Origin of the sequence: Mucilaginibacter sp. 3215 (assembly GCF_050433785.1) — a bacterium.
Classification (GTDB): domain Bacteria; phylum Bacteroidota; class Bacteroidia; order Sphingobacteriales; family Sphingobacteriaceae; genus Mucilaginibacter.
Window position 1 is genome coordinate 169,635 of sequence record NZ_JBNPWO010000001.1, and the last position, 15,207, is coordinate 184,841.

19 protein-coding genes are annotated in these 15,207 nt (G+C 42.8%); 6 read left to right on the forward strand and 13 right to left on the reverse strand.

Translation table 11 applies throughout. The annotated features are described in order from the left end of the window. Position 1: 1 nt before the first annotated feature. Positions 2-1,522 carry a hypothetical protein gene (locus tag ABIC84_RS00785; protein ID WP_426586460.1) on the reverse strand — a complete coding sequence of 507 codons (1,521 nt, stop codon included), beginning with the start codon at positions 1,520-1,522 and terminating at the stop codon, positions 2-4. Between the two features lie 141 nt (positions 1,523-1,663). After that, positions 1,664-2,155: a D-glycero-alpha-D-manno-heptose-1,7-bisphosphate 7-phosphatase gene (locus tag ABIC84_RS00790; protein ID WP_426586462.1), complete on the reverse strand. Its 492-nt coding sequence runs from the start codon at positions 2,153-2,155 to the stop codon at positions 1,664-1,666. 392 nt (positions 2,156-2,547) lie between these two features. Between ABIC84_RS00790 and ABIC84_RS00795 the strand changes: the two genes are divergently transcribed. Continuing rightward, positions 2,548-2,877, forward strand: coding sequence for a YbjQ family protein (locus tag ABIC84_RS00795; protein WP_429262370.1), 330 nt, complete (start codon positions 2,548-2,550; stop codon positions 2,875-2,877). 68 nt (positions 2,878-2,945) lie between these two features. Here the strand turns inward: ABIC84_RS00795 and ABIC84_RS00800 are convergent, their stop codons facing one another. The 4 genes from ABIC84_RS00800 to ABIC84_RS00815 form a co-directional block, all read right to left on the reverse strand. Continuing rightward, positions 2,946-3,143 (reverse strand): hypothetical protein, encoded by a 198-nt coding sequence (locus ABIC84_RS00800; RefSeq protein WP_090526592.1) that lies wholly within the window; start codon positions 3,141-3,143, stop codon positions 2,946-2,948. A gap of 46 nt (positions 3,144-3,189) precedes the next feature. After that, positions 3,190-3,675 (reverse strand): hypothetical protein, encoded by a 486-nt coding sequence (locus ABIC84_RS00805; RefSeq protein ID WP_429262371.1) that lies wholly within the window; start codon positions 3,673-3,675, stop codon positions 3,190-3,192. Positions 3,676-3,785: 110 nt separating this feature from the next. Next, a complete protein-coding gene (locus tag ABIC84_RS00810) occupies positions 3,786-3,977 on the reverse strand; it encodes a hypothetical protein (protein ID WP_429262372.1) in 192 nt (63 codons plus the stop codon). 104 nt (positions 3,978-4,081) lie between these two features. Beyond that, positions 4,082-4,279, reverse strand: coding sequence for a hypothetical protein (locus tag ABIC84_RS00815; RefSeq protein WP_426586468.1), 198 nt, complete (start codon positions 4,277-4,279; stop codon positions 4,082-4,084). A gap of 55 nt (positions 4,280-4,334) precedes the next feature. On the opposite strand from ABIC84_RS00815, the gene ABIC84_RS00820 reads away from it, so the two are divergent. The 3 genes from ABIC84_RS00820 (at position 4,335) to ABIC84_RS00830 (ending at position 6,226) form a co-directional block, all read left to right on the forward strand. Beyond that, complete coding sequence (locus ABIC84_RS00820) at positions 4,335-5,279, forward strand: hydroxypyruvate isomerase family protein (RefSeq protein ID WP_429262373.1); 945 nt, start codon at positions 4,335-4,337, stop codon at positions 5,277-5,279. 39 nt (positions 5,280-5,318) lie between these two features. Next, the gene (locus tag ABIC84_RS00825; protein ID WP_429262374.1) at positions 5,319-5,870 is read left to right on the forward strand and encodes a GNAT family N-acetyltransferase; all 552 of its coding nucleotides are present in this window, start codon (positions 5,319-5,321) and stop codon (positions 5,868-5,870) included. 140 nt (positions 5,871-6,010) lie between these two features. Then, complete coding sequence (locus ABIC84_RS00830; RefSeq protein WP_090526601.1) at positions 6,011-6,226, forward strand: hypothetical protein; 216 nt, start codon at positions 6,011-6,013, stop codon at positions 6,224-6,226. Between the two features lie 76 nt (positions 6,227-6,302). Here the strand turns inward: ABIC84_RS00830 and ABIC84_RS00835 are convergent, their stop codons facing one another. Further along, complete coding sequence (locus ABIC84_RS00835; RefSeq protein WP_429262375.1) at positions 6,303-6,962, reverse strand: YdeI/OmpD-associated family protein; 660 nt, start codon at positions 6,960-6,962, stop codon at positions 6,303-6,305. 101 nt (positions 6,963-7,063) lie between these two features. On the opposite strand from ABIC84_RS00835, the gene ABIC84_RS00840 reads away from it, so the two are divergent. Continuing rightward, the gene (locus ABIC84_RS00840; RefSeq protein WP_429262376.1) at positions 7,064-7,741 is read left to right on the forward strand and encodes a GNAT family N-acetyltransferase; all 678 of its coding nucleotides are present in this window, start codon (positions 7,064-7,066) and stop codon (positions 7,739-7,741) included. Positions 7,742-7,824: 83 nt separating this feature from the next. Here the strand turns inward: ABIC84_RS00840 and ABIC84_RS00845 are convergent, their stop codons facing one another. Next, positions 7,825-8,355, reverse strand: a complete 531-nt coding sequence (locus ABIC84_RS00845; protein ID WP_091162906.1) for an RNA methyltransferase — start codon at positions 8,353-8,355, stop codon at positions 7,825-7,827. A gap of 98 nt (positions 8,356-8,453) precedes the next feature. Continuing rightward, complete coding sequence (locus ABIC84_RS00850) at positions 8,454-9,620, reverse strand: galactokinase (RefSeq protein ID WP_429262377.1); 1,167 nt, start codon at positions 9,618-9,620, stop codon at positions 8,454-8,456. Positions 9,621-9,800: 180 nt separating this feature from the next. Between ABIC84_RS00850 and ABIC84_RS00855 the strand changes: the two genes are divergently transcribed. Further along, complete coding sequence (locus ABIC84_RS00855; protein WP_091162351.1) at positions 9,801-10,091, forward strand: YciI family protein; 291 nt, start codon at positions 9,801-9,803, stop codon at positions 10,089-10,091. Positions 10,092-10,228: 137 nt separating this feature from the next. On the opposite strand, the gene ABIC84_RS00860 is transcribed toward ABIC84_RS00855, so the two are convergent. From ABIC84_RS00860 to ABIC84_RS00875, 4 genes are all read right to left on the reverse strand, one after another. Beyond that, the gene (locus ABIC84_RS00860; RefSeq protein ID WP_429262378.1) at positions 10,229-10,627 is read right to left on the reverse strand and encodes a hypothetical protein; all 399 of its coding nucleotides are present in this window, start codon (positions 10,625-10,627) and stop codon (positions 10,229-10,231) included. Positions 10,628-10,742: 115 nt separating this feature from the next. Beyond that, the gene (locus tag ABIC84_RS00865; RefSeq protein ID WP_426586487.1) at positions 10,743-11,606 is read right to left on the reverse strand and encodes an aldo/keto reductase; all 864 of its coding nucleotides are present in this window, start codon (positions 11,604-11,606) and stop codon (positions 10,743-10,745) included. A 193-nt stretch (positions 11,607-11,799) separates the two neighbouring features. Then, a complete protein-coding gene (locus tag ABIC84_RS00870; protein WP_426586489.1) occupies positions 11,800-12,204 on the reverse strand; it encodes a DUF1761 domain-containing protein in 405 nt (134 codons plus the stop codon). A 168-nt stretch (positions 12,205-12,372) separates the two neighbouring features. Further along, positions 12,373-15,096, reverse strand: coding sequence for a carboxypeptidase regulatory-like domain-containing protein (locus tag ABIC84_RS00875; protein WP_429262379.1), 2,724 nt, complete (start codon positions 15,094-15,096; stop codon positions 12,373-12,375). Positions 15,097-15,207 lie beyond the last annotated feature (111 nt).

A 15,207-nucleotide genomic window follows, 5' to 3' on the forward strand; every position in this document is an offset into this window, starting at 1 on the left:
ATCATGGTTCAGACTCATACTCATAAATCGCACCCTCTTCGCCAAAATCCTTGATCTTTTTTAGATTTTTAACTTTTTGAATGTCTTTTAGGTTGATAAGCTCCGGGTTCTCCAATACGTTGAACCAGATGAGGTAGTAGTGTTTAACCTTGTAAAACTTATCAATATCCTTGGTAAAAAAGCGGTGCGGTACCAGGTATGATGACATGCCTGAGAAAAAGTAAACGGCTTCATGCGCATCGGTATAGATCCTGACGCCCGGTTTAAATAAACTGTGGTCTGTTCCCCTCAAATAAGCTGCAAACTCCGAATCGATCCAGCTTTCGTCGGTATAGCCGGGGTTGCCGTATTCGTCGACTACCTGGTCGTTATAGCGGGCTTTATCTATCAAAAACTCGCTGGTTATAAAGCCCAGCATCAGTATCACCATTATAGCTCCAACAATACGCCGGGTGGTGGTATTATTTAACTTTTTAAGCAGCAGCAAGGCCCAACTGGTATATCCCCATAAAGCGGAAATGTATAACGGCGATAACAGGCGGTGATTAATTCGCTCATACCTTGAAAAGGTAGATGAAAGTACAATAAACGCTCCGTAAACCAACGCGAAGGTTATAGCCAGATTTTCAAAACTATCCAGCTTGCGGCGATAATAATTAAATGCCAGGGCAGCAATAAAGCCCAGGAATATGATGATGGCTAAAGGTGTAGCAACCCAGTATTGATTTGGTGTAAGGCCCATCCAGTCGCACATTACGGTACCAAAGTAATACAGGTTTTTGCTAAACGGAGTGATGGATGGCTCCCGCGGACCGGTTGTTGTACCTGTTACAAAAGCATTGAATACCAGGTTGCTTACCAGCAGCGAAATGCAAATTAGTCCGTAAATGCTGATATGAACTATTTTCTTTTTAAGCGGCAGCACCCTGTCAAGCAATAAAATTAAGCCGCCTGTACCTACAATAGTAACAGCCGCGTAACGCGTAATACAGCTTATGGCGGCTATAACAGCCGCTACAATAAGCGCTTTAAGCGTGTGTTTTAAAAGATATTCCCGAAAGGCTACCAGAAAAAAAAGGATTTCGAGGATGAACAAGGTCTCCGACCATAAATAGGAATATACCTGGAGCAACGGCGGGCTCAGGATGATAGCCGCCAGCATCAGCCATTTATAAATTCTTGAAGCCGGTACAAAGTGCTCCATGATCCACCCACTGGTAAAGATGAGTGTGGCGAACATGATCCCATTCATTACCGCGCCAAACTTAACAGGATCTATCTGTGTGATAAACGAAATGATGCCAAGATAAATGGGATAAAATACCGGAAAATCGACAATAGGTACACGGTTGAATGTTAACAGTGTACCGTGGTCTTTAAAGCTCCTGGCCGCGCTGGTATACATGATACTATCCGGCGAAACCCCTACACCGCTATACCTGAAAAACAAGCTTAATATAAACCAGCCGATTAAGGCGGCTATTACAGCATCAAGGTTTTTTAAGTAGCGGCTTTTTTGCATGGGATAATATGAATATTGGTAAAAAGCAGGAGAGAAGAAAATGTTTTAGGGAAAGTGAAAAAGCCCCACCCCAACCCTCCCCGGAAGGGAGGGCTTTAAACTCAAGTCTCCCCTCCCGTGGGAGATTTAGAGGGGGCCGTTCTACAGTATCAGATCCAGTACCGTACTGATCGGCTGGTCGCTGTCAATGAGGATACCTTTTACACCGGCAGCTGTGCCTGCTTCAACGTCGCGTTCGCGGTCGCCTATAAAGTACGATTTTGATGGATCGATGTTATATTTTGCTATGCCTTGCAGCAGGAGTCCCGGTTTTGGTTTGCGGCAATCGCAGTCGCCGGTAAAGTTGGGGTGATGCGGGCAGTAAAAAAAGTCGGTAAGTTCAACGCCGTGTTCATGATAAACCTGTTTCAGGTGAGTGTGCATTTTTGCCAGTTCCTCTTCAGTATACCAGCCTTTGGCCAGACCACCCTGGTTGGTAGCAACAAGCAGCATATAGCCGCGATCCTGCAGGGTTTTAAGGGCATCAAAGTTATCAAGTACATGGAAATCCTCAAAACGGCGTACGTAATCGCCCATTTCCTGGTTTAACACACCATCACGATCTAAAAAAACAGCTTTAATTTTATCAGGCATCTATTTTAATTTTTTGGCGAAGGTACGTTTTTTAGTCCATAGTCGATGGTCCATAGACGATGGTTCATAGTTCATAGATCATAGTTGGTGGTTAAAAAAGCAATGGAGCAGTTTGCTTCGATTATTTAAATTGAAAACGGAGATTGCGTTGGTTAATAGCGGATACCGGCTATGTTCCTGACCTGGATTAAACAGATTTAGGATTTGCTGTTAATTCAGATATCATGTGCACTTGCATATGACAAAAGAAACTACCCCCCAGCACTAATCTCTGATCACAAACCATGGATCTCAAAAAATAAAAACAGATATTTACGTAATATCGTTAACCATACTACATCTAAATAAAAATCAGGCCGGATAAATTGCTGGCTAACAAACTTAAACTAAAAATGGATACATCACTTATTACTACCAGTACAGCCTTAGATGGCTACAAAGTTACCAGGCATTTAGGCGTTGTACGCGGCATTACGGTGCGGAGCCGGAGCGCCTTGGGCAATATTGCCGGCGGTTTTCAATCGCTGTTTGGCGGCAGGCTTTCAATTTACGTTGAACTGTGCGAAAACGCGCGCGAAGAGGCTTACCTGCTTTTAATTCAGCACGCGCAGGCTATTGGCGCCAATGCAATCATTAACATGCGTTATGATGCCAACGAAGTAATGCAGGGCGTTACAGAAGTGCTTGCTTACGGTACCGCTGTTGTAGTTGAAAAGGTTTAATAAAAAAGGAAAAACCACCCTGAAATTATACCAGGGTGGTTTTCTGTTTTATATGGTACAGCTTTACTTTATTTAAAATATGAAAGTGGGATGGTTTTCCACATGCCGTGGGCAAGGTGGCCTATCAGCAACTCATATATCAGGTATACAGGCCAAAATATGTAATGGATGATAAGTAAAATAACACTGTGGTTGTAGTACCAGCTTATCATTAAACTATATAATCCTAAAACAAGATATAGTATACTGGTTTCGCGCTTTTCCATTTTCTTGACCTTTTATTTTTTAGCTAATTTATAAATTGCGTTTAAATTAACGGCAATTTTTCATGCTGTAAATTACTGTATAATCGGCTGTGCTGTTTGTTTGTTGCTTGCCGGTTTTTGCATCGTACCTGTAAGGCTTTTGGGCAAGCTGATTGCCCCTTAGCTGAAATTCGACGCTCAGCGTATCCGCGCGGCCTTCCTGGCCGTAAGTCCATAAGGCTTTAATAACATTGCCGTTTAAATTGCCCATCAGGCTGCCTTTGCGGGCATCTTTTTCTTTGGGCAGCCAGTCCATATCGCCGGTAACTTTATTGCCGTTAATATGCAGGTTAACTTTGGTAGTGTCCTGACCGGCGGTGCCTTCGGTAGTATAAAAGCAATACTCCATATTTACAGCCGGCGCGTCGGGTGCATTAGCCATGGCGGTGTCTTCCTTTTTAATTACCGTATCAGTATCATTTGTTGAATGATTGCCTGAGCAAGAGGCAACCGTCATTGCGATAAGGGAAACAAAGCCTAATTGAAATTTCATAACTGTGGTTGATTTTTTGTTATGACAATTAAAATAGTAAAAGGTTCAATCACTAATTGCTACAGCCACGAAATAGTTACAATGTACTGATTAATGTCATTAGTACCCGGTTATGCCTGTTTTTTTTCGGGCGGGGTTGATACAATTTCCCCAAATTCATTTACATAGGCCAGCATGCTTTCCAGATCGCTGCTGCCTGCATTTTGTTTGCGTTCCTGTTTGCGTTGTTCTTTATCTTCCTTTTTTTTCTGGCGATTTTTTTCCAGTTGTTTTTTCATAAATGTTGCTTGCGATTTAGCCATAATTAAGATCAATTAAGTTAAACAATAGCTATTCCGTGTAGCAATAAAAAGATCGGGCCAGGTAATAATCCCTTGTTTTGGTGAGCGTAAAAATGATCTTTAAGTTAAGTTCCGGGCAGCAACGGTATCAGCGGGGAATAAAACAGATCAGCATCAAATAGCTGGGCGCTGTGAGCTGGAATAGCTTTAATATTTTGCCGTTTATACACAAAGATAACAAAAATAGCTGAATTTTCAACCAGACCATGTCGCCGGGCCAGCAAGAATGCTTGGAAAAAAACGGATAAAACAATGTTATCCATGTTTGAAAACGAGGCGTAGGTGTTATATTTAGCCCGCAAAACCAATTATAACCTCATGAAACGCAGAAACTTTGTTCAAAGCTCGGTACTGGCCGGGGCCTCGTTATTTACTTCAGGTGTTTTAAAAGCCTCCACACTTACCGGCTGTGCTGAACCCGCAGATGAAGCAGCCGCTATAGCCGGCGATAAGCCTTTTAACCTTAACTATGGCATTCATGACGGGATGTTTAAAAACCATGCAGGGGATGATTTTATCGACCAGATAAAATTCGCATACGATAAAGGTTTCCGTGCTATTGAGGATAACGGGATGAGCGGCCGCCCGGTTGAGCAGCAAAAAAAAATAGGCGATACATTGGCAAAGCTGGGTATAGCCATGGGCGTTTTTGTGCAGCCAGGCCTGGGCAATGACAGCAACATGCTGGCAACAGGCAATGCCGACCAGGTTGAAAAGTTTATAGCTTCCTGCAAGCAGGCGGTTGAGGTAGCCAAACGCATAGGCAGCAAACTGGTTACCGTTGTCCCTGGCGATTTTGCGCGGAAACTTCCTATCGGTGTGCAAACAGGCAATGTTATTGAAGCCATAAAAAAGGGAACTGCTATACTGGAGCCGCACGGCATTATTATGGTTTTGGAGCCGCTAAGCGATAATCCGGACCTGTTCCTGCGTACACCCGACCAGGCTTATGCTATCTGTAAGGCTGTGGGAAGTCCGTCATGTAAGATCCTGTATGATATGTATCACGTTCAACGTAACCAGGGTAATATTATCCCGACACTTGATTTGGTTTACGATGAGATAGGCTATTACCAGATAGGGGATAACCCCGGCCGTAGAGAACCCGGAACCGGTGAAGTTAATTATAAAAATATATTCAAACACATTTATAACAAAGGTTATAAAGGCGTAATGGGTATGGAGCATGGTACTGCCGGAACAGGAAAAGAAGGTGAGCTTGCATTAATTAAAGCATATCGCGAGGCGGACAGTTTTATTTAAAATGCCGCTATTGTAGCCGGTTATCAACATTATTTATTTATGCTTAGCCCCAACTTTAATCCGTTTCCTGTTTTGGTAACTGAGCGCCTTATATTAAGGCGCTTTACCCGTGATGACGCTGCCGATTTGTTTGAAATGCGGTCGAACGAAACCGTGATGCAGTACATTCACCGGCCAATCAACAAAACCATTGATGACGCTGTTGCACTGATAGACGTGATAGAAGACCTGCTTGGCAAAAATGATGGTATTACCTGGTGTATCTGCCTGAAAAACAATAATAAATATATTGGGAGCATAGGTTTTTGGCGGATAGAGAAAGACAGTCACCGTGCCGAGATCGGATACCTTTTAAACCCGGTATACCAGGGGCAGGGGCTCATGCAGGAGGCAATAACAGCCGCTATCGACTATGGTTTTAATGTGATGAAACTGCATTCTATAGGAGCTTATGTAAGTCCGGCGAATTTCGCTTCAATTAAATTATTGCTCAAAAACAATTTTGTGCAGGAGGCTTATTTTAAGGAAGATCATTTGTATAACGGTCGTTTTGAGGATACGATGGTTTATTCGTTATTAACACAAACTTAAATCTGTTAACAAATTATTTATGCCAGCTATTTTTAATTAAAAAAAAATGATGCATGTTTACGCATAGAAACCAATTATACCTGTGCTGAAAACAATTCAGTTTAAATGGGGTTAACATTAAAAAACAAAAGAAACTTATCATGGCAACAGAAAAAGGAAGTGGCATCACCGCTTATTCAGTGAAAACAAAAACTAAAAATGTACCAATGATCAATCCCGTTATCGACGTAAAATCGGGCAGATACATTGCGACAGGAACTGACAGTGAAGGTAACAAAATGGCTGCCATCATGGGCAAAGCAACTGCCGAAGAGCATATCAAAAATGGTAATGCTAAAAAAGGCTCTGGCTGGTAAATAAAACTAAACATAAAAATGCCCTGTATTTGTTGAAAATGCAGGGCGCTTTTGTTTAGTAACCATTTGAAATTTTTTATTTATCCGAAGGATTCTTCTTTTTATTCTGCAGCATTTCCACCATTTTAGTTAAGCGGTCCTGGCGGGTTTTTTCCTGTTTGGCTGTAAGGATCCAAAGTACATACTCTTTTTTATGGCTGTAAGCCAGCGACTGGAAGTAATCAATCACTCCCGGATATTGTTCCAACGTTTGCTTTATATAATCAGGCAGAGTTACTTTTTTATTATCCACGTCAATATAATCGCCGTATTCGTTATTTCGCACAGCCTCCTTACGCTCTGCTGAAACTTTTACAGCTTCAACCGGCCGAAAGCGTAATGCAGTCCATATTTCGTTAACAGCAGCTGATGCTACAGGCCGTAATCCGTACTGAGCCGGGGCGTCCCAACTGCTCATCATTTCCAGATCTGTTTGGATACCTGAGCTTTTCTTTGGGTAGATGATCCAAAAAACGGTGTCGGCTTTGATAAGGGGAGTGATCACCTTAAGTTCGGATGTCAGTTCTGTACTGTTGGTCACAAATAGCTGGATACCGTTAAATTCGCCTTCGGTGTTAAAGACAAGACCGGCATTATCTGGCAGGGGCAACAAGTTGTCCTGGTAACCGGCAGGGGCATTTTGCAACAACCAGCGTGAATTTGGTTTGATCAGCAGTTTTTTAGCAAGGGCATTCATTGTAAACGTTTTATAATGGATAAAGCTAATGTAAGCAATAAATTAAAATTGAATGACAAGCCCAAACCCTGCTGCATGGTATTTTTAATAGCTTTGCCTTGATGGAACACGTACTTGATAGCCCGGCCTGGAACGCGCTTAGCACCGGTAATAAAACCCTTGCAAGGGGTAATGATATAGCTAAATATTTCCCGAAGGAGGTTTCACCTTTTGTTGCTACCGCTGAAATATCTGCAGGTAATTTTAACCTGCTTTACGATACTATTCCCTTTGAGAGCCATTTTATATTTATTGCTCCGCATGATATTGAAATTCCCGAACAATGGAAAATAGTACATTACCTGAAATGCCTGCAAATGGTTTTTGAAGGGGAAGTGCCGGCTGATGTTTCGGACGAAGGCCTGGTGCCGCTTACAGAACAATATGTGCCCCAAATGGTCGAACTCACTCGACTAACTAATCCCGGCCCTTTTATAGAACGAACTATTGAATTTGGTCATTACCATGGCATTTTTGATGGCGATAAACTGGTTGCCATGGCAGGCCAGCGTTTAAACCCTACCCCTTATGCCGAGATCAGTGCTGTTTGTACCCATCCGGATTACCTGGGACGCGGATATGCCGGTAGGCTGTTATTGAATCAGGTTAAACGGATTAAAGAAGTTGCTGAAATTCCATTTCTGCACGTGAAATCTGAAAATGACAGAGCTATCAAAGTATATGAAAAGCTTGGTTTTGTAACGCGGAAGGAAATGTCGTTTTATGTGTTGAGGAAGTAACCCCCTCTAAATTTCCCCCGAGGGGGGAGACTTTAAGAAGCAATTTTTTAAGCCCTCTCCTTTGGAGAGGGTTGGGTGAGGTTCTATATCGCCATCTTAGCAAAAAAATCCCAAAGCACGATGCCTGCCGATACTACAATATTAAACGAATGCTTAGTGCCAAACTGGGGGATCTCAATACAGGCGTCAATCGCTTGCATTACTTCATCACTTACACCGTTTACTTCGTTACCAAAAATCAGGGCGTATTTGCCATCTTCAGCGGGTTTAAACTCGTGAAGCATGGTGCTGTTTTCGGCTTGTTCAATGGCTATGATCTGGTAGCCATCGTTACGTAATTGTTCAACAGCCTGCAGAGGAGTTTCGTAATAAGTCCAGTTAACAGACTGGGTTGCGCCAAGGGCTGTTTTTTCAATTTCGCGGTGAGGTGGTTGGGCGGTAATACCGCAAAGGCAAATCTGTTCAACCGCAAAACCATCGGAGGTGCGGAAAATGGAGCCAATATTGTGCATACTGCGTACGTTATCCAGCACTACGGCTACCGGCAATTTATCCTGTGCTTTAAATTCATCAACCGTAGCCCGGTTCAGCTCATCCAATTTTAATTTGCGCATATTTTTTTGTCGATAGTCCATAGACCATAGTCGATAGTTTAAAGCAAATGGCTATCGTCCATCGACCATGGTCCATCGACAAAAATACAAAAAAGCCGTTAGTTAAGCACTGAAGCCAATACGCCTACACCATCGCCAATAAGCGAGCTGTAAACAGACGGGGCGTAACCTATTTTTTGCGTGTAGTATTCGGTTATTTCTTTGCTGAAATTATCAAACGCGTCACCTTTTACCAGAGCAATGGCGCAACCGCCAAAACCTGCACCCGTCATACGGGCACCCGCAACATCAGGGTTGGTTTTGCTGTATTCAGCAACAGCGTCCAGTTCAACACCGCTTACTTCGTATAAATCGCGCAGGGAATCATGTGAGGCGTACATCAGCCTGCCAAATTCGGTCAGGTTGTTATCTGCAAGGGCCGTTGCGGCCAGTTTTACACGGTCGTTCTCTTCAATTACGTGTTTGGCCCGTTTCAACACAACCGGATCTGTTATCAGGTGTTTGTATTGCTCAAAAGTAGTGCTATTGATCTCGCAAAGATATTTAATGTCCAGTTGCTGTTGCAAGGCCATTAGGGCTGCCTGGCACTCCTCTACGCGTTCGTTATATTTTGATTCGGCCAGTTTGCGGGGTTTATTAGTGTTGATAATGGCAAGTACATAATCGCCAAGATTGCTGTCAACAGCCTGGTAATCCAATGTATCGCAATTAAGCATCAGGGCTTTGTTCTTTTCGCCAAAGGCAACTGCAAACTGGTCCATAATACCGCAGTTAACACCTATAAAGTTGTTTTCTACATCTTTCGACAGTTTAACCAGGTCGAGCTTGCTGTAGCCCCTGTTAAACAGGTCGTTAAGTGCATAGGAGGTAACCACCTCGATAGAAGCTGATGATGACAAACCCGAGCCAATTGGGATATCGCCATAAAATAACATATCCAGGCCTTTTAACGGGTGACCATCCTTAATAAAGCGGTCAATAACACCAATAGGAAAGTTAAACCAGTTTTCGCCGGTTTTTTCATAACTGATTTGCAACGGAATATCTTTTTGCTCACTAAAATTTAAACTCCTGAAGCGGAAAACGCCATCCTCATTAGGGGAGGTTAGTAAATAAGTACCAAAAGTAATGGCGCATGGCATAACCAAACCACCGTTATAATCAATATGTTCGCCAATAAGGTTTACACGACCGGGCGAAAAGTACGCGTTGTCTGCTTCTTTGTTAAAGATCTTAATAAATTCCTGGTGCAAATTATTCTTCATTATTCAGGTTGGTTTTTCGGGAAACAAATATTGTAAAAATTGTCAACTTTACAGTTATAAATTTAATTTAATTTTTAATTTATTTTAATGGGATAGTTTTGCAGATATTCGAACCTGATAAAGCATGCATGCGCAAAAACTGCAGGCCTGTTATTTAAATACCAATTAAAATAGATACCCATGAAACAATACCTCGTTACTGCCTATGATTACACCGATGCCGAGGCATTTGAACGTCGTTTAGGCGCCCGCCCTCATCATCTTGATGGTGCCAGGGCTTTAAAAGCCAATGGTAATTTTGTGTTAGGAGGAGCTATGCTGAACGAAGAAGGCAAGATGATTGGCTCAACCATGATAGTACAGTTTGAAACCGACGAAGAGATGGAAGCCTGGAAACAAAATGATCCGTATGTTACTCAAAAGGTATGGGAAAGCGTTGATGTAAAGCCCTTTAAAGTGGCCGACGTTTAATGCGGTTTGCAGTCATTAGTGTGCAGTTTGCAGTGACAAAAAACTCCGCTGTTCGAAGCCAAGGACTTCGGACAGCGATATCACAGAATGTCAAACAGATTTTCACTGCAAACTGCTAACTCAAAACTGCCTGCTGCCTATTGCTCCGCCCATCTGCTCATTTGCCAGTATCCCCGAGCATCTTTAGCATAAAAAGCAGTATAACCCTTGCCCTGCATCGTAAAATTAAAATCAAACTCATTTATTGAACTGTCATCCGGCAAAAAATTGGCGACTACATTATCAGCTACCGCGGTTATCATAGCACCGAAGTCATCCTGTACCTGTTCCTTAGCCTGGGTACTCGTCATAAAATCATTAAAAGTTTCAAACTCGTAAGCTTCGTTACATTGTTTCCTTGCTGCGTTAAAAGCAGCTTCGGCCCATTGTTGTTTGTAGGCTTCCATGGCGTTGAGCAAGTCTTCGGCTGATATTTCCGGCAGGCCATCCTTGCCAGTAGTATTATAGCTGTTTAGTATTTCTTCTTTGCTTTTCATTCAGGACTAATGTTTCATAATAGCTGCCGTTTTTTTATCCTTTCAATTTGATTCAAAATTAAAAGGATGCCAAATTAATGACATCCTTTTAATTTTAGCTCTTCAAATGTTCTATTTATGCTTCAGACAGGCTGTTCAATACATCTATATCATCATCTGACAGTTGAATATCGGCGGTTCTCATATTCTCCTCCAAATGTTTAACACTTGATGTGCCGGGGATGAGCAGGATATTTGGTGAATGATGCAATAACCAGCTTAATGCCACCTGGTGAATGGTAGCATCGTGTTTGGCAGCAATACGGCCCAACATGTCTTCGCCCTGTACATTACCGCCGCCAAGCGGGAACCATGGAATGAAGGCGATGTTATGATCGCGGGTGTATTCCAGTTCGGCCTCCCATTTGCGGTTGTCAACGCTGTACATGTTTTGTACCGATACTACTTCAAAGTATTGCTGGGCAAGCTTGATATCCTCAACGCTCACTTCAGATAAGCCTATATGCCTGATCTTACCTTCCTGCTGTGCTTTTTGCAAAAACTCAAATGATTTTTCGGCAGGAACTTTAGGATCGATGCGGTGTAGTTGGTACAGATCTATACGATCAACCTGGAGGCGTTTCAAACTGCCCTCAAGAGCTTCCTTCAAATGCTCCGGCGAGGAATCTACAGGCCACTCGTTAGGGCCAGTACGTAATAAACCGCCTTTGGTACCTATCAGGAGGTCGGTAGGATATGGATGCAAGGCTTTGGCAATTAACTCTTCCGATACATTTGGCCCATAACTATCGGCGGTATCAATGAAGTTTACGCCCAGCTCGACAGCGCGTTTTAATACACGGATGCTTTCTTCTTTATCTTTTGGCGGTCCCCAGATACCGCTGCCGGTAATCCGCATTGCGCCGTAACCTAAACGATTAATGGTAATGTCGCCACCAATGGTGAATGTTTTTTCAAATGAACTTGTTGTGCTTGCCATGGTAATGTATTTTGGATTGACTACTGTAAAGTTCAACTAAAAAGCATCAGTATTGTTCATGGAATATATAACATCAGTGTCATTTTGAACCTGCATTAATTGCACTAATGGTGTAAACGAATTACACGAATTAAGGCTCGATAGCTATTCGTGTAATTCGCATAAATTCGTTTTCTATTAGTGAATAATCATCTTATCTCCAGGTACCTAATATTAAGCCCATCAGGGTTAGGGACACTACGCTATAGCCGCCGTTTATGAAGATCAGCCGCCAGCTTTTGAGCTCAAACAGGCTGTGAATAGCGATAGCGCAAAACGTCCAGATGCCCGCAAGAAAACCCGCTGTCGCTCCCCAGGCAAGATCAGTTTTCGCATCGGCTAAAAACATAGCGAGGTTTACAGCCATAATGATAGAAAAGAAGGCTGTAAAGCCAAAGGCCCTCCCTTTGCTGGATGCCTGAAGCTCGGCACTGCTAAGCTTATTATCTGCCATCCATGCATTGGCAAACAGGGCAGGAGAGTACCAGATACCGCCAACTAAAAACGCGGATAATGCTGCAACCACAACGGCCAGCCAGTTGATAAGTTGAAAATTCATGATGATAATGTTTAAATTAATTGGTTGTACTAATATAACTATTAATAGCTAAAAGCTGAATGCCCAAAGCCAAAAGCTAATAAATTGATACAAATAGGGATAAATGAAAAGCCCTGGCTGCTTTTTAGCAACCAGGGCTTTTTTCCTGTCAGCAAAATTTGTGCTGGTTTATTTTACGTTGTAGTGGATCACACTTCGGCCTATATTACCTTCGGCGTCAATTCCCTCAATTATAGCACGGTATGAGCCGCGTTGGTCGCTGTTAAAGAAGCTGATAGTTGCCGTACCGGTTGCCTTATCGGTAATTACGTTAGGTTTCCAATAAATCGTATTACGTAAGTCACCCCCAAGCGTGCCTGCTTTGGTTACGTCATATTTAGGCGAGTAAAACTCCTTGGCCTTGGTATAGCCCTGCACTGCAAAAGTGATCACATTTTGCTTGGGAATAAGTTCCTGTAGTTGTGCAAGTGTTATCTTTTGTTTTTTAACAACCTTTTTGTTAATCACCAGTACGCCCTTGGTTTGGGTACTACGGTTGATGCCGCTTACCCCATCATTTAAAAAGATCTCCACAGATTCAACCTCGCTCGATTGTATGCTTGATAAAAAGTTGGCATCAACAGGCAGGCTGCCCACATATACCTGCACCGGGGTGCGGCCGCCTGCATTGTAATCGCGGGTAACGTAAAAATTGTTGTCAATATAGGTAAGGCCCATTGCCATGGTTGATAAACAGTTTAACAACAAAGGGCAGCCCTGTAATTGTTGTGCCGATACTTCATGGTCCGCCTGCATAGGTAAACCTGAGAAGGTGCCATAATCGGCATGGCTGGCTTTTTTTACGATCTTGGTTGATTTTACAACAACTTCCTTTATAGTGCGTGAGCTTTGATATTGCTTATAGCTGTTTTGTAAATAAGGGCGGAAAGTACTGTCAATATTCAGGATCTCATCGGGGATGTTGTTGTTTTTGTTCAATTTTTGATAAGCTTCGCCATTAACCGATATAACCATGTTGCGTCCGTTAGGGTTGTTGCGGGCGCTCAGGGTAATTTTTGATGTATCCGGCACATTCACGTTTGAGAATTTAAAATTGCCCGACATATCGGTAATTGTTTCTGCCGAAAAGTTCTTATCTGGAATCAATAACCTTAAGCTGCCTTTGGCTACCGGAAGACCTGCATTGGTCCTCAATGTTCCTGTTACGTCAATGCCTTGCTCCGGCATCAGGTATATAGGCGGATTTTTGTCGGCCAGTATATCCTCATAATCAAAGCGACGGTAACCCTGGGTAAGCATCAAAATATCCAGGTTGGCCAGTTTTTCATCATCGGGTTTATTAAAGTAATAGTTCGGTTTTTCGATGTAACCTTTCAGATCGGAGGTAAGCAACATATTACTTAATATGGTTGATTCAGCATCTTCATTTGATGGTACCGTGCCATCATCAACAACAGCTACCGAAAAGCTGCCTTCGGCCGGGGTTGTATTATTTTTTGCCGATACTGTGATCTTAACACTCCCCCTTGTACTGTAGGATGGTTTATCAGTTTTAAGGGCCAGGTTCATCTGGTCATTATGTTGAATAAATACAATCCGCTCGCATAAAGCATATCCGCCCGATGAAAATAGCGTTACCTGTACAATACCTGTGGGGAACTTGCTTTTAGGGATATTGGCCGAATAAACTGTGCTTTGCAATACAGTTTGCGCCGCGTAGTAAATAACGCCACCGCTTTGCGCCACCAGATAAAAGCTTTTGTTTTTTTTACGCTGAAAGAACAGGTCGTTAGCCGATATTTTTACAGTAAGATTGGTTGGGTCATTGTTGTAAACGGCAATATTTATCCCCATTGATTGTACGCGTGGCAGGTTATAGGTAGCCTGCGACCCGTCAGGGAAGGTGATGTTCGCTTTGTATGATCTTTCAAGATCCGGCGTGATGGCGAAAATTCCCATGCCTAAATGCGCGCTGCTGATCTGGGCTATTTCGGCGCCTTTATCGTCAACTATCGTTCCTTTAATGTCTACACCCAAACCGCTTGAAGCTATGGCTTTGAACGCAACTTTAGTACGGATCCCATTGGTTAACTGGCCACCTTCGGGGAAAAACTGTACATCATAACCTTTTACTGCAGTACGCATTGAAAAGCTGCTGCTAATGGTTTTACGGTCGCCAACGTCAATGGAAGTAACCAGGATACCGCCGGTAATTACATCGGCCTGGCTTTCGGGCAGGTCAACCTGCAATACGCCTTTATCGTCAGTAATACCGTGGCCTTTGCTTACAGGGTCGCCGTTTTTCATCAGTTGCCAGTTTACTTTTTTGTTGGCATATGGACTGTTGTCCGGCCCTTTGTAAAGGATGGTGGCATCAACTTTAACGCCTGTTCTTTTGCTTGAACTTTTATAAGTGATGTTGGTGCGTACCTGGTTATCTATGGCGTTGCCAACATTAAAAGTATGGTCATAAAAATAATCCGGGTCAAAATTACGCATCCAGTTGGTGTAGCTGCGCAAACGATAAGCTCCCTGTTTATAAGTATCGCCGTTAAGTACAATGTTACCGCTGGCAAAGCCATTGGTAACTGCAATGCGCTGGCTTTCAACTACCGAATCGCGGTTGTTGATCAGGTCGACATAAACAATGCGGCTCAATGCCGATGGCTGGTGCTTTTCAATGGTTACATAGGCCTTAAACCAAATGGTATCGCCAACAGCGTAATAAGGTTTATCTGTATGCAGGTAAACCTTCTCGATAGGGTAGCTGCTGTTAAACTTGCTTGTTTTTTCGATTATGGTTGTTAGGGGGATGCTATCCTGCTGGGCAAAAACAGATGCGCCAAATGCGGTTAACAGGCATAATAGGAGTAAAAATCGACGTATGATCATCAATATAAGTTAAAGAAGTAACAGGGGCTAATATAAACATTTAGCCGTATTGCATTTTTAGCGGCTGTTTATTTAACACTTTTTTACAAATGCTTTTTTTAGCCGCTTGCG

Excerpts from the sequence above, each read along its gene's own strand:
- ABIC84_RS00840 (WP_429262376.1), top strand. The coding sequence starts at position 7,064 with ATGGAACACGTACTTGATAGCCCGGCCTGGAACGCGCTTAGCACCGGT.
- ABIC84_RS00825 (WP_429262374.1), top strand. The coding sequence starts at position 5,319 with ATGCTTAGCCCCAACTTTAATCCGTTTCCTGTTTTGGTAACTGAGCGC.
- ABIC84_RS00830 (WP_090526601.1), top strand. The coding sequence starts at position 6,011 with ATGGCAACAGAAAAAGGAAGTGGCATCACCGCTTATTCAGTGAAAACA.
- ABIC84_RS00865 (WP_426586487.1), bottom strand. The coding sequence starts at position 11,606 with ATGGCAAGCACAACAAGTTCATTTGAAAAAACATTCACCATTGGTGGC.
- ABIC84_RS00820 (WP_429262373.1), top strand. The coding sequence starts at position 4,335 with ATGAAACGCAGAAACTTTGTTCAAAGCTCGGTACTGGCCGGGGCCTCG.
- ABIC84_RS00795 (WP_429262370.1), top strand. The coding sequence starts at position 2,548 with ATGGATACATCACTTATTACTACCAGTACAGCCTTAGATGGCTACAAA.
- ABIC84_RS00855 (WP_091162351.1), top strand. The coding sequence starts at position 9,801 with ATGAAACAATACCTCGTTACTGCCTATGATTACACCGATGCCGAGGCA.
- ABIC84_RS00785 (WP_426586460.1), bottom strand. The coding sequence starts at position 1,522 with ATGCAAAAAAGCCGCTACTTAAAAAACCTTGATGCTGTAATAGCCGCC.
- ABIC84_RS00790 (WP_426586462.1), bottom strand. The coding sequence starts at position 2,155 with ATGCCTGATAAAATTAAAGCTGTTTTTTTAGATCGTGATGGTGTGTTA.
- ABIC84_RS00815 (WP_426586468.1), bottom strand. The coding sequence starts at position 4,279 with ATGGATAACATTGTTTTATCCGTTTTTTTCCAAGCATTCTTGCTGGCC.
- ABIC84_RS00805 (WP_429262371.1), bottom strand. The coding sequence starts at position 3,675 with ATGAAATTTCAATTAGGCTTTGTTTCCCTTATCGCAATGACGGTTGCC.
- ABIC84_RS00875 (WP_429262379.1), bottom strand. The coding sequence starts at position 15,096 with ATGATCATACGTCGATTTTTACTCCTATTATGCCTGTTAACCGCATTT.
- ABIC84_RS00835 (WP_429262375.1), bottom strand. The coding sequence starts at position 6,962 with ATGAATGCCCTTGCTAAAAAACTGCTGATCAAACCAAATTCACGCTGG.
- ABIC84_RS00850 (WP_429262377.1), bottom strand. The coding sequence starts at position 9,620 with ATGAAGAATAATTTGCACCAGGAATTTATTAAGATCTTTAACAAAGAA.
- ABIC84_RS00860 (WP_429262378.1), bottom strand. The coding sequence starts at position 10,627 with ATGAAAAGCAAAGAAGAAATACTAAACAGCTATAATACTACTGGCAAG.
- ABIC84_RS00800 (WP_090526592.1), bottom strand. The coding sequence starts at position 3,143 with ATGGAAAAGCGCGAAACCAGTATACTATATCTTGTTTTAGGATTATAT.
- ABIC84_RS00870 (WP_426586489.1), bottom strand. The coding sequence starts at position 12,204 with ATGAATTTTCAACTTATCAACTGGCTGGCCGTTGTGGTTGCAGCATTA.
- ABIC84_RS00810 (WP_429262372.1), bottom strand. The coding sequence starts at position 3,977 with ATGGCTAAATCGCAAGCAACATTTATGAAAAAACAACTGGAAAAAAAT.
- ABIC84_RS00845 (WP_091162906.1), bottom strand. The coding sequence starts at position 8,355 with ATGCGCAAATTAAAATTGGATGAGCTGAACCGGGCTACGGTTGATGAA.